The sequence below is a fragment of the Nocardia africana NBRC 100379 genome (genome assembly GCF_001612635.1).
GTDB lineage: Bacteria > Actinomycetota > Actinomycetes > Mycobacteriales > Mycobacteriaceae > Nocardia > Nocardia africana.
The window spans coordinates 89,852-114,869 of the sequence record NZ_BDAV01000015.1; the positions used below are offsets into that span (position 1 = coordinate 89,852).

21 protein-coding genes are annotated in these 25,018 nt (G+C 68.5%); 8 read left to right on the forward strand and 13 right to left on the reverse strand.

The annotated features are described in order from the left end of the window. Positions 1–61: 61 nt before the first annotated feature. The 5 genes from NA3_RS26865 to NA3_RS26885 all read left to right on the forward strand — a co-directional run bounded on the left by NA3_RS26865 (position 62) and on the right by NA3_RS26885 (position 6,127). Positions 62–847: an enoyl-CoA hydratase/isomerase family protein gene (locus NA3_RS26865; protein WP_062966437.1), complete on the forward strand. Its 786-nt coding sequence runs from the start codon at positions 62–64 to the stop codon at positions 845–847. Positions 848–1,125: 278 nt separating this feature from the next. Continuing rightward, a complete protein-coding gene (locus tag NA3_RS26870; RefSeq protein ID WP_372464298.1) occupies positions 1,126–3,033 on the forward strand; it encodes a hypothetical protein in 1,908 nt (635 codons plus the stop codon). A 133-nt stretch (positions 3,034–3,166) separates the two neighbouring features. Further along, positions 3,167–4,162: an oxidoreductase gene (locus NA3_RS26875; RefSeq protein WP_062966612.1), complete on the forward strand. Its 996-nt coding sequence runs from the start codon at positions 3,167–3,169 to the stop codon at positions 4,160–4,162. An 85-nt stretch (positions 4,163–4,247) separates the two neighbouring features. Then, entirely contained in the window at positions 4,248–4,820 is a 573-nt protein-coding gene (locus NA3_RS26880; RefSeq protein ID WP_062966438.1) for a TetR/AcrR family transcriptional regulator, read from the forward strand. 89 nt (positions 4,821–4,909) lie between these two features. Further along, positions 4,910–6,127 (forward strand): Cmx/CmrA family chloramphenicol efflux MFS transporter, encoded by a 1,218-nt coding sequence (locus NA3_RS26885; RefSeq protein WP_063917773.1) that lies wholly within the window; start codon positions 4,910–4,912, stop codon positions 6,125–6,127. A 49-nt stretch (positions 6,128–6,176) separates the two neighbouring features. Here the strand turns inward: NA3_RS26885 and NA3_RS26890 are convergent, their stop codons facing one another. Beyond that, positions 6,177–8,057: an ABC transporter ATP-binding protein gene (locus NA3_RS26890; protein ID WP_062966613.1), complete on the reverse strand. Its 1,881-nt coding sequence runs from the start codon at positions 8,055–8,057 to the stop codon at positions 6,177–6,179. 169 nt (positions 8,058–8,226) lie between these two features. Here NA3_RS26890 and NA3_RS26895 point away from each other — a divergent pair, with 169 nt between their 5' ends. From NA3_RS26895 to NA3_RS26905, 3 genes are all read left to right on the forward strand, one after another. Beyond that, the gene (locus NA3_RS26895) at positions 8,227–9,144 is read left to right on the forward strand and encodes an NADP-dependent oxidoreductase (RefSeq protein ID WP_227995611.1); all 918 of its coding nucleotides are present in this window, start codon (positions 8,227–8,229) and stop codon (positions 9,142–9,144) included. A 35-nt stretch (positions 9,145–9,179) separates the two neighbouring features. Beyond that, complete coding sequence (locus NA3_RS26900) at positions 9,180–11,951, forward strand: FAD-binding and (Fe-S)-binding domain-containing protein (RefSeq protein WP_062966439.1); 2,772 nt, start codon at positions 9,180–9,182, stop codon at positions 11,949–11,951. Between the two features lie 423 nt (positions 11,952–12,374). Beyond that, positions 12,375–13,370: a DNA-3-methyladenine glycosylase family protein gene (locus NA3_RS26905; protein WP_227995610.1), complete on the forward strand. Its 996-nt coding sequence runs from the start codon at positions 12,375–12,377 to the stop codon at positions 13,368–13,370. Positions 13,371–13,375: 5 nt separating this feature from the next. Here NA3_RS26905 and NA3_RS26910 read toward each other — a convergent pair whose 3' ends face one another. From NA3_RS26910 to NA3_RS26970, 12 genes are all read right to left on the reverse strand, one after another. Then, positions 13,376–14,653 carry an ABC transporter substrate-binding protein gene (locus NA3_RS26910; RefSeq protein WP_062966440.1) on the reverse strand — a complete coding sequence of 426 codons (1,278 nt, stop codon included), beginning with the start codon at positions 14,651–14,653 and terminating at the stop codon, positions 13,376–13,378. Then, a complete protein-coding gene (locus NA3_RS26915) occupies positions 14,650–15,489 on the reverse strand; it encodes a carbohydrate ABC transporter permease (RefSeq protein WP_062966441.1) in 840 nt (279 codons plus the stop codon). Before NA3_RS26915 ends, NA3_RS26910 begins: the two co-directional genes overlap by 4 nt. Next, a complete protein-coding gene (locus tag NA3_RS26920; protein WP_062966442.1) occupies positions 15,479–16,306 on the reverse strand; it encodes a carbohydrate ABC transporter permease in 828 nt (275 codons plus the stop codon). Before NA3_RS26920 ends, NA3_RS26915 begins: the two co-directional genes overlap by 11 nt. Before the next feature lie 93 nt (positions 16,307–16,399). Further along, entirely contained in the window at positions 16,400–17,152 is a 753-nt protein-coding gene (gene fabG / locus NA3_RS26925; protein WP_062966443.1) for a 3-oxoacyl-ACP reductase FabG, read from the reverse strand. 138 nt (positions 17,153–17,290) lie between these two features. Beyond that, complete coding sequence (locus NA3_RS26930; RefSeq protein ID WP_062966444.1) at positions 17,291–18,085, reverse strand: DUF4190 domain-containing protein; 795 nt, start codon at positions 18,083–18,085, stop codon at positions 17,291–17,293. Positions 18,086–18,246: 161 nt separating this feature from the next. Beyond that, positions 18,247–18,498, reverse strand: a complete 252-nt coding sequence (locus NA3_RS26935; RefSeq protein ID WP_062966445.1) for a hypothetical protein — start codon at positions 18,496–18,498, stop codon at positions 18,247–18,249. Then, on the reverse strand, positions 18,495–18,698 hold the full coding sequence (locus NA3_RS26940) for a hypothetical protein (RefSeq protein ID WP_036507264.1): 204 nt from the start codon (positions 18,696–18,698) through the stop codon (positions 18,495–18,497). Before NA3_RS26940 ends, NA3_RS26935 begins: the two co-directional genes overlap by 4 nt. Before the next feature lie 765 nt (positions 18,699–19,463). Next, positions 19,464–20,210 (reverse strand): succinate dehydrogenase/fumarate reductase iron-sulfur subunit, encoded by a 747-nt coding sequence (locus tag NA3_RS26950; RefSeq protein WP_062966447.1) that lies wholly within the window; start codon positions 20,208–20,210, stop codon positions 19,464–19,466. 2 nt (positions 20,211–20,212) lie between these two features. After that, positions 20,213–22,153: a fumarate reductase/succinate dehydrogenase flavoprotein subunit gene (locus NA3_RS26955; RefSeq protein ID WP_062966448.1), complete on the reverse strand. Its 1,941-nt coding sequence runs from the start codon at positions 22,151–22,153 to the stop codon at positions 20,213–20,215. 60 nt (positions 22,154–22,213) lie between these two features. Beyond that, positions 22,214–23,044, reverse strand: a complete 831-nt coding sequence (gene sdhC, locus NA3_RS26960; RefSeq protein WP_062966449.1) for a succinate dehydrogenase subunit SdhC — start codon at positions 23,042–23,044, stop codon at positions 22,214–22,216. A gap of 306 nt (positions 23,045–23,350) precedes the next feature. After that, positions 23,351–23,641 (reverse strand): Rv0250c family protein, encoded by a 291-nt coding sequence (locus NA3_RS26965; protein ID WP_062966450.1) that lies wholly within the window; start codon positions 23,639–23,641, stop codon positions 23,351–23,353. Positions 23,642–23,823: 182 nt separating this feature from the next. Beyond that, positions 23,824–24,837 (reverse strand): alpha/beta fold hydrolase, encoded by a 1,014-nt coding sequence (locus NA3_RS26970; protein WP_063917776.1) that lies wholly within the window; start codon positions 24,835–24,837, stop codon positions 23,824–23,826. Positions 24,838–25,018 lie beyond the last annotated feature (181 nt).

Here is a 25,018-nt window from a genome sequence, read left to right on the forward strand (position 1 = left end):
CGTCGCACGCGGTGCGGCGGTTTGTCATGCTGGGCCCGCAGACTCGACCGAAAGGCAGCCCATGAGCGAGTACGAGACGATCACCTTCGAGCGGACCGGCCCCGTTGCCCGGATCACCCTGAACCGGCCGAAGGCCGCCAACGGTATCGACCACGTCCTCGGCCGGGAACTCGCCGAGATCGCGGGGCAGTGCGTGGACGATCCGGCGCTGAAGGTGGTCGTGCTGACCGGTGCGGGCAGATTCTTCTCCGCCGGCGGCGACCTCAAGGCCATGGCCGCCCAGGGCGGCGGCGCCGGCCACTACGTGAAGGGCCTGGCCGACGACCTGCACGCGGCCCTCTCGTCGTTCGCCCGGATGGACGCCCTGCTCGTCGTGGCGGTCAACGGTGTCGCCGCGGGCGCCGGTTTCAGCCTGGCGATGGCCGGTGATCTGGTCCTCGCGGGTGAATCGGCGGCGTTCACCATGGCCTACACCCGTGCCGGGCTCAGCCCCGACGGCGGCGCTTCCTACTATCTGCCGCGCCTGATCGGCCTGCGTCGCACGCAGGAACTCATGTTCACCAACCGCACCCTGACGGCGGCCGAGGCCCTGGACTGGAATCTCGTGCATCGCGTGGTGCCCGATGCCGAACTCGCCTCCGCCGTGGACGACCTGGTCGCGGAATTCGCAGCGGGGCCCCGTCATTCGAATGCCGGCGTCAAGAAGCTCCTGCTGGTGAGTTCCTCGCACACGCTCGAGGAGCAGACCGCGCGCGAGGCGGCGTTCATCTCGGCCTGTGCCGATTCGCCCGACGGCACCGAGGGCATCGCGGCATTCCTCGGCAAGCGCGCCCCCGTCTTCGAGTGAAGGACTGACCCGTCGCCGCGCGCGAGGCCGGTCGTGGGCCACTAGGGTGGGGTGCCATGTTCTCCGCGCCCGGCTTCGCACGCGGGTGGATACCGGTCCCGGTGCGGTCGGGTCGTCGCGACGGGCACGAAGACCGCGGCGACGGACGCCCGGACCGCGACGGCCGGGGGAATGCTGCTGTCGACGCCGTTGCGCAGGTCGCCTCGTCCGCCACCCGATACGACAGATCGACGGAGGCTGCCCCGGTCGACTCGGCGCCCGCACACCACCCTGGATCGGTGCGCGCCGTGCTGCGCGGCCGATCGGTGTCCCCCGGTCTGCGCGCGGTGATCCGTCGTCCCGTACTGCTGGTGGCGGTACTGCTGATCCTCGCCCAGATCGCGTTGCGCGGCTGGGTGGCGGGGCGCGGCTATTTCTACTGGGACGATCTCATTCTGGTGGGCCGCGCCGACCGCTATCCGCTCTGGTCCGCCGACCTGCTGCTCTACGACCACGACGGCCATTTCATGCCGCTGGCCTTCGCGACCGCGTGGGTGGTGACCCGCATCGCGCCGCTGCAGTGGGCCGGGCCGGTGGTGACCATGGTGCTGCTGCAACTCGCGGCCTCGGTAGCGGTGCTGCGCATGCTGCTGGTGCTCGTTCCCCGGCGAGCCGGTGCGGTGCGCTGGGCCGTGCTGATTCCGTTGATCGGCTATCTGTTCTGTCCGCTGACCCTTCCGGCATTCGCCTGGTGGGCGGCCTCGCTCAACGCGCTGCCGCTGCAATTCGCGCTGGCCTGGGTGATCGCCGATGCGGTGCTGCTGGTGCGCACCGGCCGCGGGCGCTATGCGATCTCCGGCGTGCTGGTGCTGATCGTGGGGCTGTTGTTCTTCGAAAAGGCAGTGGTGGTGCCGTTCGTCGCGTTCGCCGTCGCGGTGCTGGAGCGCTACCTCGTCGGCGCCGGCACCGCCGATGGTGCCGAGCCGGCGGGCGATCGTGCCGGCCCGAGCGCGCGGGCGGCGGTTCGCGACGTGGCGCGCGCGGGCGCGGCGCTGTGGGCGGGTTCGGCGTTGATTCTCGCGGGCTGGGCCGCGGCCTATCTCACCGTCGCCGACCACATCGCGATGGACACCAGCCTGGCCGGGGCGCGCCGGCTTCTGCACAGCGCCACCTCCTTGGGGATCGTCCCGACCCTGCTCGGCGGCCCGTGGGTGTGGGCGCGCTGGCTGCCGTCTACACCGTGGGCCACGCCGCCGGGGTGGACCGTCGTGCCGGCCTGGCTGATCGTCGCCGCGGTGGTTCTGGTGACACTGCGACTGCGCCGCCGCGTGCTGCCGGTGTGGGTCCTGGTCGCCGGATACGTTCTGGCCGTTCAGCTTCCGATCGTGCTGATCCGCGGTGGGCCGAACACCGCCGCCGAACTCATGCAGTCGCTGCGCTATCTGGCCGATGTCGCCGTGGTGCTGGCGGCGGCGATCGCGCTGCTGCTGGTCGCTCGGCCACGATCGGGGCGGGCGAGTCGTGCGCCCGAATCGGGGGGCTCGTACTCTCCGGCGCGTCGGTGGTCGCGGGCCGCGGCGGTCGCACTGACCGCGGCATTCGTGGTCAGCAGTGTCTGCACGACCGTATCGTTCGCCCGGTCGTGGGAGATCTCGCCGACGCGCACCTATCTCACGAATGCCCGTGCCGCACTTGCGGATACCCGCGGCGCACCGCTCCTCGAGCAGGAGGTGCCGTGGGGAGTGCTGACGCCGATGACCTATCCGCAGAATCTCATCGCCGAGGTGCTGGGCCCGATCGCACCGGACGGTGCTTTCGGCACGTCCACACCGTACCTGCGGATGATCACCGACGACGGCACACTCGTCGATGCCTCGGTCTGGTGGAATCGCCGGATCCTCGCCGGTCCCGAACCCGGCTGCGGATACCGCATCGACGGCTCCGACCCGGTCGCGCTCTGGCTGGACGGGCCGATGATCGAGCACGGGTGGACCGCGCAGATCAACTATTTCGCGAATCAGGACGGTCGCCTCACGGTGGCGATGGAACACGGCGATGCGGTGGTGGCGCCGGTGCGGGCGGGTGTCCACACGGTGTTCGTGCATGTGGTCGGCAGCGGTGAGGTGTTGCGAATCGGTTCTCGTACTCCGGGTTTGGATGTGTGCGTCGGCGTCGGTCCGGTAGGGGTCGCCGCATTCGGGCATTGACCGCCGACGCGCCGGAAGCCGACGAGACGCGCCCCGGGCGGGAGGGACGGCCGGCGGGGGAAATTTCCTGACCGAGGTGCGGCTGCACCTCGGTCGTAGCCGCGAGGCGTCCGCCCACCCTATGCTCGGACGCATGCAGTTCCAGGCGATGGTTGCGCACGAGACCGACGACGGCGTGGTACTGACCCGCGAGGAGGTGGGCGAGGACTTCCTCGGCCCGGGCACGGTGACGATCAAGGTGCACTACTCCAGTGCGAACTTCAAGGACGGGCTGGCCATCACCCCGCGCGGGGGCGTGGTGCGCAATTACCCGATCATCCCCGGTATCGACCTGACCGGCGAGGTGGTCGCCTCCGAAGACGCCGCCTTCACGGTGGGTGATCTCGTGATCGCGCACGGTTACGAGATCGGCGTCGCGCACAACGGCGGCTTCGCCGAATACGCGCGCGTGCCCGCCGAATGGGTGGTCAAGCTGGAGGGGCTGAGCCCGCGCGAGGCAGCGGCTCTCGGTACCGCCGGATTCACCGCGGCCATGAGTGTGCAGGCACTGCTCGACCGCGGCCTGAAACCCGGTGACGGGCCGGTGCTGGTGACCGGCGCGACCGGAGGCGTCGGCAGTGTCGCGGTGGACATCCTGGCCGGCCTCGGCTACGAGGTCACCGCCTCCACCGGGAAGACCGATGCCGGCGAGCTGCTGTCGACCCTCGGCGCGTCCGCGGTCATCGGCCGCCTGCCCGAGGATCCGGAGGCCAAGCCTCGTCCGCTGGGTAAGGCGCAGTGGGCCGGCGCGGTCGACAGCGTCGGCGGCAGATCGCTCGCCCACATCCTCAGTACCGTCCGCTACGGCGGGTCGGTGGCGGTCAGCGGACTGACCGGTGGGACCGAACTGCCCACCACCGTCATACCGTTCATCCTGCGGGGGGTCAGCCTCCTCGGCATCGATTCGGTGAACTTCCCGATCGAGCAGCGTCGCGCGCTGTGGGCCCGGCTCGGCGAAGACCTGAAACCCCGGCATCTGTCGACGCTGGAGAATGTCGCGCCGATCACCGAGGCCGAAGCGGTACTGCATGCCATTCGCCGCGGTCACCACTCCGGCCGCACCGTACTCGCGGTGGCCGGCGAGTTCTGACCGGGCGGCGGACGCCGGAATCGGGCGTCCGTCGCTCGCTCCTCAGTTTTGAACTGATCTATCCAAAATGTGTTAGCCTGACCGCATGGCACGACCCAAGCAGTTCGACGAGCCGCAGGCGGTGGACGCGGCCATGCGAGCGTTCTGGAGCGCCGGTTACGAGGGCACGTCCACCCAGGACCTCTGCGCGGCCACCGGTTTGGGCCGCTCGAGTATCTACAACACCTTCACCAGTAAGCACGACCTGTTCGAGCGGGCGCTGCGGCGGTACATGGAATCCAAGAACGCGGATACCTTCGAACTGCTCGACGGCCCCGGTTCGGTGCGCGAGAAGATCGAGGCGCTGCTGTGGCGTGTGGTGGATGCGCCCGAAGACGATCCGCTGGGCTGTCTGGTCGTGAACACAACCGTCGAGATGGGCCCCCGCGACCCGGAGGTCGCCGCGATGCTGCGTGCCGACCTGGACCGTCGGATGTCCGCGCTGGTCGCGGTGATTCGCGGCGGGCAGTCGTCGGGTGAGATCGATGGGCGGGCCGATCCGTCCGATCTGGCCCAATTCGTCGTCGCCACCATCGGCGGTATGCGGGTCGCGGCGCGCGGCGGCGCCTCTCGGGAGACGTTGGCAGGTATCGCCGAGGTTGCTCTGCGCTGCCTCTGACCGGCCGGTCGGGGTGGTCCATCGGCTGGCACGCGGCTCCGCGTGGCTTTGTTTTGAACTGAATGATCCAAAACGAGAGAGGGAACGATATGCCCCCGGCGGTATACATACTGGGCCTGGCCATCTTCGCCCAGGGCACCTCGGAGATGATGCTGTCCGGCCTGCTCACGGGAATGGCCTCCGATCTCGGCGTGACCGTTCCGCAGGCCGGACTGCTGATCTCGGCCTTCGCGGTCGGCATGTTGGTGGGCGCGCCGATTCTGGCCGTCGTCACGGCGCGCTGGTCGCGGCGAACCGCCCTGCTCGCCTTTCTCGCCGTCTTCGTCGCCACGCACGCCGTCGCGGCGCTGACCTCCGATTACGGCGTGCTCGTCGGCACGCGCGTGGTCGGCGCCTTCGTCTACGCGGGATTCTGGTCGGTGGCCTCGGCAACCGCGGTCGGGCTGGTGCCGCCGACGGCTCGTGGGCGCGCGATGAGCGTCGTCGCGGGCGGCCTCACCATCGCGACCATTCTCGGATTACCGGCGGGCACCTTCATCGGTCAGCATCTGGGCTGGCGGGCGGCGTTCTGGGCGGTCGCCGCCGGATGCGCGCTGGTGATGGTCTCGGTAGCGATCGTGGTGCCCGAACAACGCGCCGAGCAGGTGCCGCCGGTGCGAAAGGAACTGCGCGCGTTGGCAACCCGCCCGGTGGCCCTGCTGTACGGCACCACCGTGACGGCCACCGCCGCACTGCTGGTCGCCTTCGGCTACCTCGGCGCCCTGCTCACCGAGACGACCGGGATCGGCGAGAACTGGGTCCCGGTGGTGCTGGGCATCTACGGCCTCGGCTCCTTCGCCGGCATCGTGATCGGCGGACGCACCGCGGACGCGCATCCGCTGCGCAGTCTCACCGTCGGCATCTCGGGTCTGGTGCTCGCCTCCGCCGTGCTGGCCTCGACCGCGCACTATTGGCCGGCGGTCGTGGTGGTCTCGTTCCTGCTGGGCGCCTTCGGTTTCGGAACCAATCCGGTGTTGAACAGCCGCGTGTTCTCCCTCGCCCCGGCCGCTGGGACGCTGGGCGCGGCAGGCAACGTGATGGCGTTCAACATCGGCATCACCCTCGGCCCGTGGCTGGGCGGACTCGCCATCGGCGCCGGCGCGGACTACTCGGCGGTGGCCTGGATCGGCGCGGGTCTGGGAGTGGCGGCGTTGGCATCGGTGGGCCTGAGCTGGGCCGAAGGGAAGCGCTCCGACGCGGGTCCGTCGCCGACCGGCGCGGCCCGGCCGTCCGCCGAGACGGCCACGGTCGTCCCCGCAGAGCGGTAGCGAACGTGACGGCGCGGAGGTGGGGTATCCCACCTCCGCACCGAAGACCTTATGCCGCAGCGACTTCCGTATCGTCGGCGAATTGGGTGCGGTAGAGCTCCGCGTACCGGCCCTGTTCGGCGAGCAGCTGCGCGTGACTGCCCCGCTCGACGATGCGCCCGTCCTCGATCACCAGAATCTCGTCCGCATTCCGGATGGTCGAGAGCCGGTGCGCGATGACCAGGGCGGTCCGCCCCTCCAGCGCCTCGGTCAAGGCCTCCTGCACCGCGGCCTCGGAGGTGGAATCCAGCGAGGCGGTGGCCTCGTCGAGGATGACGACCCGCGGCTGTTTGAGCAGCAGCCGGGCGATGGTCAGCCGTTGGCGTTCGCCGCCGGACAACCGGTATCCGCGTTCGCCGACCACGGTGTCCAAACCGTCGGGCAGCGCGTCGATCACCGTGCGCAACCGCGCCCGCTCCAGCGCATCCCACAGCTCCGCCTCGCTCGCCTCGGGCCGGGCGAGCAGCAGATTGGCCCGAATCGTGTCGTGGAACAGGTGGCCGTCCTGGGTGACGAGTCCGACCGTGTCCTGGATCGAGCGCGTGCTCAGGTCCCGCACGTCGACACCGCCCAGCCGGACCGCGCCGTCGTCCACGTCGTAGAGCCGCGAGACCAGCTGGGCGATGGTCGATTTACCCGCGCCCGAGGACCCGACCAGGGCGATCATCCGCCCCGGCTCGGCATGCAGCGAAATATCGTGCAGCACCTCGCTGCCGCCGCGATGGTCGAGCGTCGACACATCTTCCAGCGACGCCAGCGATACCTTGTCGGCCGACGGATAACCGAAGCGCACCCGGTCGAATTCGACCGACACCGGCCCCGGCGGAACCGCCACCGCATTCGGCGCATCCTGGATCAGCGGCTTCAGATCGAGAATCTCGAAGACCCGCTCGAAGCTCACCAGCGCCGACATGATGTCCACCCGAGCGCTGGCCAGCGCCGTCAGCGGGGTGTAGAGCCGGGTCAGCAGCAGCGAGAGCGCGACCACGGCACCGGCATCGAGCTGTCCCCGCAGGGCGTACCAGCCGCCGAGGCCGTAGACCAATGCCACGGCGAGCGCGGACACCAGCGTCAACGCGGTGACGAACACCGTCTGCAGCATCGCGGTCCGCACGCCGATATCGCGTACCCGCCCGGCGCGCATCGCGAATTCCGCGGACTCCTGATCCGGGCGTCCGAACAGTTTCACCAGCGTGGCGCCGGGTGCCGAGAACCGCTCGGTCATCTGGGTGCTCATCGAGGCGTTGAGCTGGGCGGCCTCGCGCTGGATGCTCGCGATCCGGGTGCCCATCTTACGAGCGGGAAACATGAACAGCGGCAACAGGATCAGTGCCAGCAGCGTGATCTGCCAGGACAGCCGCACCATCACCCCCACGGTCAACAGCAGCGTCACGAGATTGGTGACCACACCGGACAAGGTCGTGCTGAACGCGCGCTGCGCACCGATCACGTCGTTGTTGAGCCGGCTGACCAGCGCCCCGGTGCGGGTGCGGGTGAAGAAGGCGACGGGCATCTTCTGCACGTGGTCGAATACCGCGGTGCGCAGATCGAGAATCAAACCCTCGCCGATCCGCGCGGACAGCCACCTGATCACGATGCCCAGGCCCGCGTCCAGCACGGCCACCAGTGCGATCACCGCCGCGAGGGTGAGGACCGAGCGCGGCGCGGCATGGCCGACGATGTCGTTGACCACTCGCCCGGCCAGCACCGGATTGGCCACCGTGAGCAATGCCGACGCGATGCTGAATACCAGGAAGCCGATGAGCTGAGCCCGATGCGGGCGCGCGAATCGCAGAATACGCGCTGCCGTCTCCCGGCGCAGACCACGCCGCTGCTGGGGTGCGTGCGCCTGCCGGTACAGCTGACTCCACGCGACCGATTCGATGCTCATCCGCATCTCCTTCCGCTGCCGGGTTCATTCAACTCCGGGCCACCGACATTAAGACCTCAACAAAGGTTGAGAGCAAGTAGTCCCGCTTCGCCATGGGCGAAACGCGCCGGCGACGCGCGCCGCGGCGATGCGCCCGCCCGCGGTTCGTCCGCCTCCTAAGGTCGACGTCATGTCGTCGAACCACAGCATGCGAGCGATCCAGTACGAGCGAGTGGGTGGACCCGAGGTGTTGGCGCTGGTGGAGGTGCCGATTCCGGAGCCCGCCGGAGAGCAGGTGCGGGTGGCGATCCGGGCGGCCGGCGTCAATCCGGCCGATTGGAAGATGCGCGCCGGCCTGATGCCCGGTCCGCCCGGATTCCCGCGTCGTGCCGGATTCGAGATCGCGGGCGTGGTCGACGCCGCCGGCCCCGAGGCCCGGTTCCGGCCGGGTGACGAGGTATTGGGCTGGGCTCAGGGTGGCGGCTACGCGGAGTACGCCCTGGGCACCCAGCTGGTCGCCAAACCGGCCGAGCTGTCCTTCCCCGAGGCCGCGGCGATTCCGGTCGCCGCCAATACGGCCGGTACCGGACTCGACGTACTGGCCGTGAAATCGGGCGAGACGGTGGTGGTCAACGGCGCCTCCGGCGCGGTCGGCGCGTTCGTGGTGCAGCTGGCCCGGGCGCGGGGGGCCACGGTCGTCGGCACCGCCTCGTCCGCCAACCAGGAGGTCGTGCGCACGCTGGGGGCGGTGCCGACCACCTACGGTCCCGGCGTCGCCGACCGCGTGCGTGAGCTGGCGCCGCAGGGCGTCGACGCGGTCTACGACTGCGCCGGCCACGGATTCCTGGACGCCGCAATCGAATTGCGGGGCGGAACCGATCGCATCATCACCATCGCCGACGGCGCCGCCGCCGACAAGGGCGTCACCTTCTTCGCTCGAACCGGCGGCCCCGACCTCGACATCGTGGCCCGTGTCGCGCAGCTCGTCGCCGCGGGGGAATTCCGCCTGCCCGGTGCCGCACGGACCTACCCGCTGTCCGAGGCCGCCGCCGCGCAGCGCGACAGCGAAACCGGTCACGGACTCGGCAAGATAGTCCTGCTCCCGTAACCGGCCCGGCGCGGCGCGCGTTCTACGCTGGCGATATGACCGACTCCTGGGTGCGGGCCTTGCGCGACCGGATCGACGGCGAGGTCGACGACGACGCCCGACGCCGCGCGGAGTACTCCTCGGATGCCTCGAACTACCGCGTCCTCCCGGCGGCGGTGATCTACCCACGCGGGGACGAGGATGTGGCCACGGCCGTGCGGTTCGCCCGCGAGGAAGGCACGCCGATCACCGCGCGCGGTGGCGGAACATCGGTGGCGGGCAACGCGATCGGGCCCGGACTGGTCCTCGACTTCAGCCGGTACATGAACGCCGTCCTGTCGATCGACGCCGACCGCCGCCGTGCCCGGGTGCAGCCGGGTGTCGTGCTGTCCGGCCTGCAACGGGCCGCCGGCCACCACGGCCTGCGACTGGGACCGGACCCGTCGACGCAGAACCGCTGCACGCTCGGCGGCATGATCGGTAACAATGCCTGCGGCCCCCGCGCGGTGTCCTGGGGCCGCACCTCCGATACCGTGCGTGAGCTGCGCATCCTCGACGGCACCGGCGCCGAGCGCGACCTGGGCACCGACCTGTCGGTGGTGGCGGGGCTGGCCGAGTTCACCCGTCGCAATCTGGCGGCGCTGCGCACCGAGCTGGGCCGGTTCGACCGGCAGGCGTCGGGATACGGACTGCAGTATCTGACCCCCGAGCGCGGTGCGTCGATCGCCAAGGCCTTCGTCGGGTCCGAGGGCACCTGCGGCCTCGTTCTCGACGCGACCGTCGATCTGGTCCCGTTGCCGAGCGCGACCGCGGTCGCGGTCCTCGGATATCCCGATATGCCCGCCGCCGCCGACGACGTGAAAGCGGTCATGGCGGGCCGGCCGATCGCGGTCGAAGGTCTCGACGTCCGTCTGGTGGATGTCGTGCGCGCCCACGGACACCCGGTACCCGAACTACCCGCGGGCGGTGCCTGGTTGTTCGTCGAATTCGCCGGGGACACCGCGGAATCCGCCTACGAGAGTGCGGTCGCGGTCACCACCGCCTGCGCCGCACTCGACACCCGGATCGTCACCGACGATCGCACGGCGGCTCGGCTGTGGCGGATTCGCGCCGACGGCGCCGGTCTGGCCGGGCGCACACCGGAGGGGGAGCCGGCCTGGCCGGGCTGGGAGGACGCCGCCGTTCCGCCCGAACGTCTCGGTGACTACCTGCGCGATTTCGATCGGCTGATGCGTGATCACCGTGTGGACGGCCTGCTGTACGGCCATATCGGTGACGGTTGCATCCACGTCCGGCTCGATCTTCCGATCGCCCGTGCGCCACAACGGTTTCGCGACTTCCTGTTCGACGCGACCGATCTGGTGGTGCGCTACGGCGGGTCGGCCTCCGGTGAACACGGCGACGGCCGCGCCCGCTCGGAACTGCTGTCGCGCCTGTACTCACCGGATGCCTTGCGCGTATTCGCCGAATTCAAAGGGCTTTTCGATCCGGATGCCGTTCTGAACCCGGGGGTTCTCGTCCGTCCCGAACCGGTCGATGCCGATCTGCGGCTGCCCGGACTGCGGCCGGTTCCGGAGGTGGGCGGTTTCCCGTTCACCGCCGACGGCGATATCGGCGCGGCCGTGCACCGCTGCGTCGGGGTCGGAAAATGTCGCGCCGACAGCCGTGCGACCGGCGGTGTCATGTGCCCGTCCTACCTCGCCACGGCGGACGAGAAGGACAGCACCAGGGGCCGGGCCCGCGTGCTGCAGGAGGTCGTCCGAGGCGCGCTCGACTGGCGCGACGAGGCGGTCGCACAGTCGCTGGACCTGTGCCTGTCGTGCCGGGCCTGCTCCTCCGACTGCCCGGCCGGTGTCGATATGGCGACCTACAAATCCGAGACGCTGTATCGGGCGTACCGGGGACGGCCGCGACCGATCGACCACTATGTGCTCGGCCGGTTGCCGCAGTGGCTGGCGGCGGGCACGGCGATGCCACGAACCGTCAACGCGCTCACCGGCATTCGGTGGCTGCGGCGCGCGGGGATGCGCCTGGCCGGAATGGATCCGCGGCGCGCGGCGCCGCGACTGGCGCCGCATTCGTTCCGCAGCCGGTGGGTGCGCCGCGGCAGCGACCGGCATCCGGACGGTCCGGTGGCGATGCTGTGGATCGACAGCTTCACCGATGCCTTCGCCCCGGAAATAGGCTGGGCCGCAGTGGAACTGGTGGAATCGGCCGGATACCGGGTCCGCATCCCCGAGCGCCGGGTGTGCTGTGGCCTCACCTGGATCAGCACCGGCCAACTCGACGGTGCGCGGCGGCGATTGCGAGCCGCTCTGGACGCGCTCGACGACCATGTTCGACAGGGCGGCCCGGTGATCGGCCTGGAGCCGTCGTGCACCGCGGCGTTGCGAGCGGATCTGCCGGAGTTGCTACCCGACGATCCGCGCGCGGCGAGTACCGCCCGGGCGGTGCGCACCCTCGCCGAATTCCTGACGGAGCAACCGGATTGGCAGCCACCCGACCGATCGGGCGAGACCGTGGTGTTGCAGCCGCATTGTCATCAGCATGCCGTGACGGGCTTCGACGCCGACCGGCGGCTGTTGCGGCGAACGGGTGCCGAGATCACCGAAATCAGTGGATGCTGCGGACTTGCTGGAAACTTCGGAATGCAATCCGGGCATTACGAGATTTCGGTCGCGATCGCGGAAGGCGGATTACTCCCGGCATTACGTGCCGCCGACCCGGAGACGTCCTTCCTGGCGGACGGATTCTCGTGCCGTACTCAGGCCGACCAGTTGGCCGGACGCCGGGGCCGGCACCTCGCGCAATATCTGACTGATCGGTGATTCAGATATCGGTAGGTCGCGCCGGTGATTCACCGCGCACGCCCGCCGCGCCGAGCGGCGGCGGGCGAGGGGCGCAGGGATCAGCTGCCGAACGGCAGGGTGCCGGGAGGGATCTGGTAGCCCGAGCTACCGGCGGATACTCCGCCCCACGCGTTGAGCAGCCAATTCAGAATGTTGGTAAGCATGGACACCTCCGTTGCGGCCTTGCCGAATGATTGCTGTTGGAACCATTCTTCAGCGAAATCGCCGTGCGTGATCGTATCGTTACATGCTTGCCTGGTTCGTGATCCCCGCCATAGGAATGCCTGGGAGTTTCCTCGAGATGCGGCTGCCCGGCGGCCGGCGCGGGCCCGGACCGCGGGTCCGGCCCGGTCCGCCTCGGGCACGGCGCACAATGAGTCGGTGCGAGGACGAAGCAGGCCGATGATCGAGACACCCCGATCCGGGGTATTCGCCGCCCGGCACAACTCCCCGCGCGCGAATCACGGCATCCCTCGCGCCGACCGCGACGGGCTCGCTCGCACCCTCACCACGTCGCGGCCCATAGCCCTCGCCCATACTCTCGCCCCGCTGCGCCGGGGGCAGGGCGACCCGTGCCACCGCGTCACTCCCGACGGCGCCCATTGGCGAGCGTCGCGCATGGCCGGCGGCCCGGTGACCTACCGCCTGGTCCAGGCCGACCCGAATGTCGTGGCGGCGCGGGCCTGGGGTCCGGGGGCGGCGGAATTCCTGGAGTACCTGCCCCGCATGCTGTGTGTCGACGAGGAACTCGACGACTTCGCCCCCGAACATCCCCGCATCGCCGAGGCACACCGGCGTCATCCGGGCCTGCACATGCTCCGCACCGGACTCGTCTTCGAAGCCCTGGTGCCGGCCGTGCTCGAGCAGCGGGTGCATACCGTCACCGCGCGCGCGTCGTATCGAAAACTGGTGTGGCAGTACGGCGAACCCGCCCCCGGACCCACGCCCGCGCCGATGCGGGTGCCGCCCTCGGCGCAGACCTGGCGCTACATCCCGTCCTGGGTCTATCACCGCGCCAATGTCGATCCGCAACGTTCACGCACGATCGTCACCGCCGCCCGGATGGCCGAGAAGCTGGAGGCCGCCGCGACGATGACGCCGCAGCAAGCCGCCGAGCGGCTGTGCATCGTGCCGGGCATCGGAGTGTGGACGGCCGCGGAGATCGCGCAGCGAGCCCTGGGTGACGCCGATGCGCTGTCGGTCGGTGATTTCCATCTGGCCGCCATCGTCGGCTGGACGCTGCTGGGCCGCCCGCTCGACGACGAGGGCATGGTCGACTACCTCGAACCGCTACGCCCGCACCGCTATCGGGCGATCCGGCTGCTCGAGATATCGGGGCAGGCGCGCAAACCGGCGTTCGGCCCGCGGACGCCGCTGGTCGACCACAGCCGGATCTGAGCGGATCAGCGCTGCGCCGTGGCCTGTGCGGCGCTCTGGGCGCGACGCAGCGCCTCGGGTACCGGAATGCGGCCGAGGAACATCTCGTCGAAGACGGGGTCGATCGCCCGCAGTGCGGCCGCGAGACCCGGTCCGCCACCCGACGCGATCCGCGGCCCGCGCAGCACATCGAAGAACGGCGACACGTCGATGCCCTGGTTCGCCCAATAGTCCCGGTACAGCTGCTGATCGGCCACCACGGCCGGAATGGTCTGGCCACCGGCGGCCAGATAGCGGTTGCCGGCGGGGCTGCCGAGCCACGCCAGCACGCGCCGCACCGCATCGGGATGGGCGGTGTGGGCGTCGGCGGCGATGCCGATCGCGTTGTCGGTACTCACCCGCCCCGCGGGCCCGGCCGGAATCATCGCGATCCCCCATCGGAAGCGAGCCTGCTGTGCGATCTGCGCCAGAGTGAAACTGCCCGATTGGAACAAGGCCAGCTTGCCTTGCAGGAACGCGTTTTTCGCGAAATCACTGCCGCTGCGGGTATCGGCCGCCGGTGGGGTGAGCCCCGCGCGCACCAGCCCCACGAGATATCCGAAGGCGTCCACACCCTGGGGACTATCGAAGACGTACCGATCCCCGTCCTGGAACCGCCCGCCCGCCGATCCCAGATACGGCAGCGAGAGCGACTGGAAATCGTTGGCGGCGTTGTAAGCCCAGGGCCCCGCCGCGGCGATCCGGCGCAACAGCGGCACTAAGGAATCGGGCCCGCGGGGATCCCACGTCGCACCTGCCAATTCCGCGGGGTCGATTCCGGCCGCGGCCAGCAGATCGCGGTTGTAGTAGACCGCCGTACCGCCGTCCACGAATTGCGGCACCGCCCAGAGCTTTCCGTTGCGCGTGTACTGTTCCACCGCACCCGGATCCCACTGCCGCACCGCCTCGGGGCTCAGCATGGCGCCGATATCGGCGAGCCGGCCGGCGTCGGCGTAATCGGTGTACAGATTCGTCCAGAACAGATCGTCCGCCGTTCCGCCCGCCACGTCGAGACGCAACTTCTGCTGGTAGGAACCCCACGGCACCACCGTGATCCGCACCTCGACATCCGGTTCGGCGCGCTGGAATTCGTCGAGTGCGGCGCGATAAACCGGTACGAAACTCGCATCCCAGATCCGCAGCCGGATCACCGTGCGACCCGTCCCGCCCCCGTCATGGCCCAGCCACAGCGCCGCGGTCACCAGCAGGACCACGCCGAGCGCTATGGCGAGCACGCTCAGCGTCGAGGTCTTCACGGCTCTCATTTCAGGCCCGTCCACGCGATGGAACGCAGCACCTGGCGCTGGAATACCACGAACAGCACCAGCAGCGGCACGATCGCCAGCGTCGTCGCCGCCATGACCAGCGTCCACTGCTCGTTGTAGCGGGTCTGCAGATCCGCGGTGGCCACCGTGAGCACCCGCCAGCGGCCCGAGCCGGCGACCAGCGGCCAGAGGAAGCTGTTCCACTGCGTCACCACGGTGATCACCGCGAGCGTCGCCAGAACGGGCCGGCTCATCGGCACCACGACGTGCACGATCACATCGAGGGTGTTCGCGCCGTCCAGTCGCGCCGCGCCGATCAGCTCGCGCGGAATACCCCGGAAGTACTGGCGCAGCAGGAAGATCGCATACGGCGAGCCGAAGACGAACGGCAACACCAGCGCCCAGAAGGTGTTCAGCCAACCCAGGTGCGCGAACATCAGATACAGCGGAATCACGGTGACGATCGGCGGCACCATCATGGTCGCCAGGTAGATCCAGAACAACAGGTCGCGGCCGCGAAACTCGGTGCAGCCGAAGGCGTATGCGGCGGCGATCGAGGTGATCAGCTGCCCGGCGGTGATGAACGCGGTCATCAACGCCGTCACCAGCACCGCCCGGCCGAACCCCTGGTCGAACGCGGCCCGGAAGTTGTCCCAGGTCACCGGATGCGGCAGGGCGAGCGGAGATTCAGTCGCGAACTGCCCCGGCGTCTTCACGGCCGTGAACGCTCCCAGCACCAGCGGCGCCACCGCGCACACCGCGCCCGCGAGCAGCAGCAGGTAGGCGGCGGCCGATCGCGTCACCGCCGAAGAACGGTGCCGGGCCTCAGAATTCATAGCCGGTCCTGGTACGGAAGTAGCGATGTTGGAGCACGGTGATCGCCAGCATGATCACGAACACCACGATCGCCATGACCGCGGCCCGCCCGGGCCGCGCGGCGTCGAACGCTTCCGAGAAGATCTGCATCGCCACCACATTCGTGCGATCGCCCGGACCGCCCTTGGTCAGGGCATACACGGTGTCGAAGGTCTGGAACGCGGTGATGGTCCCGGTCACCAGGACGAAGAACAGGGTAGGGCGCAGCAGCGGCACCGTCAGCCAGCGAATGCGCCGCCAGCCGGTGGCTCCGTCCAGCGCCCCCGCCTCGTGGATCTCCGGCGGTATCGCCCGCAGACCGGCGACGAAGAACAGGGCCACATAGCCGACGTTCGACCAGATGCTCACCGCGGCAACCGAAGGCAGGGCCAGCGCTGGATCGGCCAGCCATTCGATCCGCCGGCCCAGCAGTGCGTTGAGCGCCCCGTCGGTGGGTGCGAACAGCCAGCGCCAGATCACGCCCACCGCCACCGGCGCGCACATCCAGGGCAGCGCGAACAGCACCCGGAACGCACCACCGGCACGGCGGCGTACCAGCAGTGCCGCCACCGCGAAACCGAGAGCGGTCTGCAGCGGTACCACGAGCAGGGTGAGCGCGGCCGTCACCAGAAGGGAATGGCCGAACGCGTCATCGGACAGCACCGAGCGCCAATTGCGCAGGCCCACGAATTCCATGGGCCCGAGCAGATTCCAGCTGTGCAGGCTGAGCCAGCCGACCAGCACGATCGGCAGGATCAGGAAGATCCCGATCCCGAAAAGGCTCGGCGCCAGCAGCATCCAACTCGTCACGGCACGACGAACCGCTCGTCGGTTCACAGCAGGTGACGCTACCGGGCCACCGGTATCGGCGCGCCGCGGCGACGGACTGGCTCAGTCCAGCGGACCACCGGCGACGTAGACGACCTGCCCGGAGACGAAGCCGGCGCCCTCGCTGACCAGGAACGACGCGGTGTGCGCGATATCCTCGGGCCGGCCCACCCGCTGCACCGGGATCTGCGCGGCCGCCGCCTTCTGGAAGTCCTCGAACGGCACGCCCACCCGCTCGGCGGTCGCGGCGGTCATATCGGTGACGATGAAGCCGGGCGCGATGGCATTGGCCGTGACGCCGAATTTGCCGAGCTCCAGCGCGAGGGTCTTGGTGAAGCCCTGCAGGCCGGCCTTGGCCGCGGAGTAGTTGACCTGACCGCGATTGCCCTGCGCCGAACTGCTCGACATGTTCACGATGCGACCCCACTTGGCGTCGACCATGTACTTCTGCACCGCGCGGGTCATGAGGAACGCGCCGCGCAGGTGCACGTTCATCACGGCGTCCCAGTCGTCGACGCTCATCTTGAACAGCAGGTTGTCGCGCAGGATGCCGGCGTTGTTGACCAGGACGGTCGGGGGTCCGAGCTCGTCGGCCAGTTGCGTCACCGCGGCGGCGACGGAATCCTCGTTCGAAACGTCGGCGCCCAGCGCGACGGCCCGGCCACCGGCGTCGGTGATCGCCTGGACCGTATCGGCGCAGTGCGCCGCGTCCAGGTCGAGTACGCCTACCTTCAGTCCGTCGTGAGCCAGCCGGGTCGCGATCGCGGCCCCGATGCCTCGTGCCGCGCCGGTGACGACGGCAACGCGTTCAGCCATTGGCGGTCCTCCTGTACCTCTCGGAACATTCGCTGTGAGGGAACGGTACGCGCCGCTGTTCCGCCCCTCCTGCGGCGGTAGCCGCTCTTCCACCCACCGCGGCGGTAGCCGCTATTCCATCCACCGCGGCGGCAGTCGCTATTCCACCCACAGCGACCAGATGCTGCTGCGCCCTTGTCCCTCGCAGACCAGTGCGTGCCCGTCCGGGGTGCGGGCCGTCTTGTCCAGACCGGGATCGCATTTCGCCCCGCCCTCGTACACCGCCGTCGACACCGAATACGGTCCGGTCCAGCGGTAGCCACTGCTCCCGTGCAGGCACAGCAGGGTGCTGCCGTCGGTCGCGGACCCGATCAATCCGGCCTGCTGCTGCGTGCACACCTCGCCCTTGGCCGCCGAGACGGGACCGGCGGGAGCGGCCGTGGTGGTGGGCGGCGGTGCCACCACCGTCGTCGGAGCGACGGTCCGCGTGGTGGTGTTCGATGCGGCGGTATCGGTGCTGAGGGCGGCGGGAACCGTGCCCAGCGTGGTGTGCGGCAAGGTCACTCCCGAAAGCACCAGCGCCGCAGCGAGAATCAACACCTCGGCCATTCCGAGCAGCAGGGCCGACATCGCCATCACCCGCCCGCGCGGATGACTGAAGGCGATCAGGCCGAAGACGATGGCCACCGGGAACAGTCCGAGCAGCGCGGCGACCAGTGCGACGATCGCGTACGGATTGACGATCGGTGGCACCTCGACCCGCAGCCGTCCGGTGCGGCGGCGATTGGGCGCGCTGTCCCACCGATCGTCGGCGGGTTCGGTAGGCCGGGGACCGGCTGCCCGTCGCGGCGGCGCCGGATCCCAGCGATCGTCCGCGGATTCCGGCTCGTCGGTCCAGTACTCCTCTTCGGGGACCTCGGGCCAGCGTTGCTCCGCGTACTGGTTGCGGGCCATGTGGTTCCTCTCGGTCGTGCAGGAACCTGGACACGCGGACCCCGCCCGTTACCGAAGAAGAATAGGGGGATCGGCGCGACCCGCAACCCCCGTCTCTCGAGGGCCGGGCGCCGGCGCGCGCCGGGCGCCGGATTTCAGCCCCGAGCGTCCGGCGCGCGCAACTAGACCTCGTCGACCATGTGCTCCCCGACGAACGCGATCCGGATCGCCAGCAGCCAACCGGCAATCGCGAGAACGATGCGGTCGTACAGATCCGGTCCGCTGCGGCGCGCATGGCGAGGGCGGCGGGTGCCAGCGACGGGTAGCGGCCGGGTGTCCGGGAAATGGACGGCCGCGCGGTGCCCGCCGTCGACCCGGTGCCGTGCGTGCCGGTGGGCGGCATGCCGGGCGCCTCCCCCGGCGAACGCGGTCACGGGATGGCCCGATCGTCGAGGACACAGCGGCCCTGTTCGACGAGCACCGCACGCGCTCGCCGCCGGACCACGCACGTATCGACGGTGCAGTCGAGGTGCAGTTGCATTGCGGCGTGGGCTTGTTCGACGGTCATGATGCCCGGGTCGGCGCCGCAGCGCAGCAGACCGGCGACCGGCATGTGCAGATTCGTCAGTTGCATTCGGACACCCCCGCCGCGAACCGGCGGCGCGGTGGAGCTGGTGGATCCTGTGGTCCGGTCGCGGCGCGGCCGGTCGAAGCGGACGAAAGTTCGCTGGTCATCAACGACGACCCGATGACATGAACAGCCATGACTCCTCGTTCCTGCATGCGATACCCGACTGTGCCCGGCGGACCGACTCCGGGGCCCGGCTGCGAGCACACTCTCAGCATCCATCAGATCGTCGCTGCGCGGGGCGGAATCGCCGATCCGGTCCGATTCCCAGCGAATCGCCAGCACCGAATCAGCTTGGGAGAAAAGGACTTTTCGCATCCGCTCGGGCCTCGCTACCTGCGAACACGCCGGGCACGCCGCCGCGCCGCCGCCCGGACGCGTGCCGCGAATATTTGCCCGCAGATCACGAAACCACACCCGTTTCGCAACGAATGTATGTTTACCTTCGGCCCGATCGGGTAATCAGAACTACATGGATCGCGGGCTGAGAAACACCTCACCTCGGTACCGCAAACTGCTTCCGGGTGACTGGGTAGAACACCTTATCGTCGGAATGTTGTTCGTGGTATCGGCCGTCGGGGTTTACGTACTGACCGGGGCCATGCTCTCGTCATTGCTGGTAGGAGCATTGGTCGCGGTGGTCGCGATCGGTGTGGTGACAATGCTGTAGCCGGTCGGCGAACCGACCGGCTACGTTGACAACCATTATTCGAACAGAGTGGAAAAGCGGCGGAATCAGCGACGAATATTGTCGCCGATTCCGCCGTCGAATTATCGCCGGAACAATTTGTTACCCAACCAGACGATGGGGTCGTATTTGCGATCCACCACCCTTTCCTTCATCGGGATGAGGGCATTGTCGGTGATCTTGATGTGTTCCGGGCAGACCTCCGTACAGCACTTGGTGATGTTGCAGTAGCCGAGACCGAAGTCCTCCTGCGCCATCTCGCGCCGGTCCGCCACATCCAGGGGATGCATCTCCAGCTCGGCCACCCGCATGAGGTAGCGCGGCCCGGCGAAGGCGTTCTTGTTGTCCTCGTGGTCGCGCACGACGTGACAGGTGTTCTGGCACAGGAAACATTCGATGCACTTGCGGAACTCCTGCGAGCGTTCCACATCGCGCTGCTGCATCCGGTAGTCGCCCGGCTTCAGATCGGCCGGCGGCGTGAAAGACGGTATCTCCCTGGCCTTCTGATAGTTGAACGACACGTCGGTGACGAGGTCGCGAATCACCGGGAAGGTGCGCATCGGCGTCACCGTCACCACCTCGTCGGCGGCGAAGGTGGACATTCGAGTCATACACATCAGGCGCGGGCGGCCGTTCACCTCCGCCGAACAGGAACCACACTTGCCGGCCTTGCAGTTCCAGCGCACCGCCAGATCCGGAGCCTGGGTGGCCTGCAACCGATGGATGATGTCGAGGACGACCTCGCCCTCGTTCACCTCGACGGTGTAGTCCTGCAGTTCACCCTTGTCGTCGTCACCGCGCCACACGCGGAAGTGGGCATCGTAACCCATTGCTACTCATCCCCTTTCGCGGATGATTCGGCGGCCGCGGGATGAGCGGCGGTCTCCGCCGGGGTGTAATACTTCTCCAGCTCGCTCAACTCGAACAGGGCGAGCAGATCCGGTCGCATCGGCTGCTGTTCCTCCGAGGTGACCACCACCGGCGGCACGGTCCGGCCGGCACCGTCCGGGTCGACGCGGCACACCAGCAGCCGATTGCGCCACTGCGCGTCCATCTGCGGATGGTCGTCGCGGGTATGACCACCCCGGCTCTCGGTGCGCAGCAGCGCGGCCTGCGCGACACATTCGCTGACCAGCAGCATGTTTCGCAGGTCGAGTGCGAGATGCCAGCCGGGATTGAACTGCCGGTGGCCCTCGACGGTCACGCTCTCGTAGCGCTCCCGCAATTCACCCAGGCGCACGATGGCCTGTTCCAGCTCGTGCTCCTTGCGGATGATGCCGACCAGGTCGTTCATCGTCTGCTGCAGGTCGGTGTGCAGGGTGTACGGGTTCTCTCCGGTCCCCGTGGCCGGCGGATCGAAGGGCGCCAGTGCGGATTTCGCGGCCGCGTCGATATCGGCATCGGCGACCGCCGGCCGCTGTGCCAGTCGTTCGACGTAGGTGGCCGCGCCCAAGCCGGCGCGGCGGCCGAAGACCAGCAGATCCGACAGCGAGTTGCCGCCGAGGCGGTTGGATCCGTGCATACCGCCGGAACATTCGCCTGCGGCGAACAATCCGGGCACGGTGGCCGCGCCGGTGTCCGGATCGACCTCGATTCCGCCCATCACGTAGTGGCAGGTCGGCCCGACCTCCATCGGTTCCTTGGTGATGTCGACATCGGCCAGCTCCTTGAACTGGTGATGCATCGACGGCAGCCGCCGCATGATCTCGGCCGCCGGCAGCCGGGAGGCGATGTCGAGGTACACGCCGCCGTGCTCGGTGCCGCGCCCGGCCTTGACCTCTTCGTTGATCGCGCGGGCCACCTCGTCGCGGGGCAGCAGGTCCGGGGTGCGGCGTGCGGAGTCGTTGTCGCGCAACCACTGATCGGCCTCGTCCTCGGTCTCGGCGTACTGGCCCTTGAACACCGCCGGGATGTACTCGAACATGAAGCGCTTGCCCTCGGTGTTCTTGAGCACGCCGCCGTCACCGCGCACACCCTCGGTGACCAGAATGCCCTTCACACTCGGCGGCCAGACCATACCGGTCGGATGGAACTGCAGGAATTCCATATTGATCAGCGAGGCGCCGGCGCGCAGTGCGAGAGCGTGTCCGTCGCCGGTGTACTCCCACGAGTTCGAGGTGACCTTGTAGGACTTGCCCACGCCGCCGGTGGCCAGCACGACCGCCGGAGTTTCGAACAGGACGAACCGCCCCGACTCCCGCCAGTATCCGAAGGCGCCCGAGATGGCGTCGCCGTCCTTGAGCAGATCGGTGATCGTGCATTCGGCGAACACCTTGATCCGGGCCTCGTAGTCGCCGGTCGCGGCGTAGTCCTCCTGCTGCAGCGAGACGATCTTCTGCTGCATGGTGCGGATGATCTCGAGGCCGGTGCGGTCGCCGACGTGGGCGAGGCGCGGATAGGTGTGCCCACCGAAGTTGCGCTGACTGATCCGCCCGTCGGGCGTCCGATCGAACAGCGCCCCGTAGGTCTCCAGCTCCCACACCCGCTCGGGTGCTTCCTGGGCGTGCAGTTCGGCCATGCGCCAGTTGTTGAGGAATTTTCCGCCGCGCATGGTGTCGCGGAAATGCGTCTGCCAGTTGTCCTTCTCGTTGGCATTGCCCATCGAGGCGGCGCAACCGCCTTCGGCCATGACCGTATGGGCCTTGCCGAACAACGATTTACACACCACCGCCACCGACAGACCGTGTTCGCGCGCCTCGATCACCGCACGCAGGCCGGCGCCACCGGCACCGATCACGACGACGTCGTACTTGTGCCGTTCGACTTCAGGCATGAAACGAATACTCCTGGGACACTGAGGAATTGGGCTCTATGGCGTTGTCTGTTGCCGGAATCAGCCGACGAAACGCGGATCGGAGATGGTCCCGCTGGCGACCAGCATGATGTAGAAGTCGGTGATCGCCAGGGTGGCCAGCGTGGTCCACGCCAGCTGCATGTGCCGCGTGTTCAGCTTCGACACCTGCGTCCACATCCAGTAGCGCACCGGATGGGCGGAGAAGTGTTTGAGACGGCCGCCGGTGATATGCCGGCAGGAGTGGCACGAGATCGTGTATGCCCACAGCAGAACGACATTCACCACCAGGACGATGTTGCCCAGGCCGAAGCCGAAGCCGCCGTCCTTACCGTGGAACGCCATGACCGCGTCGTAGGTGTTGACCACCGAGACGACGACCGCGACATAGAAGAAGTAGCGGTGCACGTTCTGGATGATCAGCGGAAGCCGCGTCTCACCGGTGTATTTACCGTGCGGTTCGGCGACCGCGCAGGCCGGCGGCGAGAACCACACCGCGCGGTAATAGGCCTTGCGGTAGTAGTAGCAGGTCAGCCGGAACAGCAGGAGGAACGGCAACACCAGGAAACCGAGCGGAATCCACATCGGCAGGTCGCCGACCCAGTGCCCGAAGTGACTCGAACCCTCGACGCACGAGGTACTCACGCACGGTGAGTAGAACGGCGTCAGATAGTGGTAGTCGGAGACCCAATATGCCGATCGCACAAAGGCTCTCACGGTTGCGTAGATGATGAATGCGGCAAGTCCGAGCACCGTGAGCAGTGGGGGAACCCACCATCGGTCGGTACGCAGGGTGCGTGTCGAAATGGCCGCGCGGCCTTTGCTGAAAACTCCCGTGCCCGCCTCGGGGGCGCGTGTCGGTGCTGCGCTCACTGCAAGCTGCCTCGCTGGTCTACCCCGTGGAACGTCATCGTTACCTCCGGCGTCGAATGTGATGCTGAGCACCATACGACAACCGGGCTATGACTCGAGGCCGGTCCAGGCAAGATCTATCCACGCCGCGTCCTATGATTTGCGCCACATTTTCTGCGTGCTCGACGGCGGCGGTGCAACGAGTGAATGACGAGCTACTTCAGACCTTCTTCGCGAATACGGTGGGGCGGGAACCAGCGAGGCGCAGCGCCGTCACGGCGGATCGGATGGCCGCCGCGACTGCCCGCGCCGCTGGTGAACGTCCGGTTACTTCGTGCGCGGCCGCGAATGGAACCCGAGGCCTTCGTCCTGCGCGCCCATCCATGCCGCCTCGTCGGACTTGCTGTCCGGCACGTAGATGACCTCCTGCTGGCGGCGGCTGTCCACCTCGGGCGGCGGGGTGTGTTCGAACTCCTCGGCATCGATGGTGAGTCGTTCGAGATCGTTCTCCAGCCGGCGGACCGAATTGGCATCTCCGTAGTGGCTGCGCAACGCGCCGACGCATTGCCGGAGCTGTCCGACCGCGAAGCGCAGTTCGGCGATCTCACTGCGTGTCATCGAAACCTCCTGGTGCTTTCGGGCCGATCACCGGTTCGGACCTCCCCTCGTGGGCAAGATCAAAGCCTGTGACGGACCGCACATCGTGATCTACAACACATTACGTGATCATTTGCGTTCTGGCTCGTCGCGAATGGAAAAAGATCTCGCCACCTGCGTGCACCCGGCGCCCGACGCGGGTCTCATCCGGCGGCCGGCAGGGCCGCCGTCATCGGCGCAGGCTCCATACCGACCAGCGAGGCGAGAACCGGAAGTGCGGCGTCGGCAGGGCGATTCCCGGGGACGGCGGCCGGCGTTCCGAGCGCGCGGTCCACGAGTGCCGCGACGGCCACGGCCACCTCCTCGGCGCGCTCCAGGATCACGCTGTGCCCGGCGCCGTCGAGCCGCACCAGTTCCGAACGGCCGAGTTGCGCGGCGAGGACCACCGAATGCGCGAACGGAATCATGATGTCGGCCGATCCGCCGAGGACCAGCGCCGGAAGATCCGACAGCAGGCGCAGCGTCGGCGTCTCGTCGAAGCGGATGAGCGATTCGAGGAAGTAGGCCACGGTGGGCAGCGGGGTGTCGTTGAGCATCGCGGTGGCGAGCGCGGCCATGCGTGGATTCACCCGCCGCGAGCCGAAACTCGCCTCCCGCACCATCGGCTCGAAAACACGGCGCCCCAACCGTTTCGAGACTTGTAGCGCCCGCGGCGCCCGCTGTACCGCGACCCGCAGTGACGTCACGGTGTGGCGATTGAGCAATCGGCCCAGCCCCACCGCCGTGATGCCCGCGGCCGCCCCGGCGATCAGCCCGACGCCGACCACCCGGGTGCCGATCGTGGCCGGGAAAAGGCGAGCATAAGCCAGTACCACCATCGCGCCCATGGAATGGCCGACCAGCACCACCGGTCCGGCCGGCGCGACCGCGCGCAGGACCGCGTCGAGATCGCGGCCCAGCTGGTCGATGGTGTACGTCGCGGGATCCGCGCCGGCGGAATCGCCGTGACCGCGGTGGTCGTAGAACACCATCCGGGTGGCCGAGCCCCATTGCCGCAGCAGCTGATCGCGCAGGAACCACCAGGATTCGGTCCGCAGGCAGTGACCGTGGACGAAGACCACCGTCGCCGAGGCCGTGGCGGGGCCGAGGGTCCAGGCGGCCAGCGGGGTGCCGTCGTCGGCGCAGACGGTGACGCGGGTGGCGATCGTCGTGGACATAACGTCCTCCTGCAGAGTCCGTTCCTGCCCGGATGTCGTCTGTGAGTGCCCTCGCGTTAACCGCTCCAACCTGGTGTTATGCAGAAGTTGCACAACCGCTGCCGCCGCTTCGCCGACGATCCGGCGGGGCGGTGGGCAGAAGAATCTGCCGGTATCTACGGACGCTTGTAGAAAGCCGTAG

Bases quoted from the DNA above. Each gene is read 5' to 3' on its own strand.
- NA3_RS26915 (WP_062966441.1), bottom strand. From the start codon at position 15,489: ATGAATTCTGAGGCCCGGCACCGTTCTTCGGCGGTGACGCGATCGGCC.
- NA3_RS26895 (WP_227995611.1), top strand. From the start codon at position 8,227: ATGTCGTCGAACCACAGCATGCGAGCGATCCAGTACGAGCGAGTGGGT.
- NA3_RS26920 (WP_062966442.1), bottom strand. From the start codon at position 16,306: ATGCTGCTGGCGCCGAGCCTTTTCGGGATCGGGATCTTCCTGATCCTG.
- NA3_RS26970 (WP_063917776.1), bottom strand. From the start codon at position 24,837: ATGTCCACGACGATCGCCACCCGCGTCACCGTCTGCGCCGACGACGGC.
- NA3_RS26940 (WP_036507264.1), bottom strand. From the start codon at position 18,698: ATGCAACTGACGAATCTGCACATGCCGGTCGCCGGTCTGCTGCGCTGC.
- NA3_RS26875 (WP_062966612.1), top strand. From the start codon at position 3,167: ATGCAGTTCCAGGCGATGGTTGCGCACGAGACCGACGACGGCGTGGTA.
- NA3_RS26910 (WP_062966440.1), bottom strand. From the start codon at position 14,653: ATGAGAGCCGTGAAGACCTCGACGCTGAGCGTGCTCGCCATAGCGCTC.
- NA3_RS26865 (WP_062966437.1), top strand. From the start codon at position 62: ATGAGCGAGTACGAGACGATCACCTTCGAGCGGACCGGCCCCGTTGCC.
- NA3_RS26900 (WP_062966439.1), top strand. From the start codon at position 9,180: ATGACCGACTCCTGGGTGCGGGCCTTGCGCGACCGGATCGACGGCGAG.
- NA3_RS26950 (WP_062966447.1), bottom strand. From the start codon at position 20,210: ATGGGTTACGATGCCCACTTCCGCGTGTGGCGCGGTGACGACGACAAG.
- NA3_RS26890 (WP_062966613.1), bottom strand. From the start codon at position 8,057: ATGAGCATCGAATCGGTCGCGTGGAGTCAGCTGTACCGGCAGGCGCAC.
- NA3_RS26955 (WP_062966448.1), bottom strand. From the start codon at position 22,153: ATGCCTGAAGTCGAACGGCACAAGTACGACGTCGTCGTGATCGGTGCC.
- NA3_RS26965 (WP_062966450.1), bottom strand. From the start codon at position 23,641: ATGACACGCAGTGAGATCGCCGAACTGCGCTTCGCGGTCGGACAGCTC.
- NA3_RS26930 (WP_062966444.1), bottom strand. From the start codon at position 18,085: ATGGCCCGCAACCAGTACGCGGAGCAACGCTGGCCCGAGGTCCCCGAA.
- NA3_RS26880 (WP_062966438.1), top strand. From the start codon at position 4,248: ATGGCACGACCCAAGCAGTTCGACGAGCCGCAGGCGGTGGACGCGGCC.
- NA3_RS26905 (WP_227995610.1), top strand. From the start codon at position 12,375: ATGATCGAGACACCCCGATCCGGGGTATTCGCCGCCCGGCACAACTCC.
- fabG (WP_062966443.1), bottom strand. From the start codon at position 17,152: ATGGCTGAACGCGTTGCCGTCGTCACCGGCGCGGCACGAGGCATCGGG.
- NA3_RS26885 (WP_063917773.1), top strand. From the start codon at position 4,910: ATGCCCCCGGCGGTATACATACTGGGCCTGGCCATCTTCGCCCAGGGC.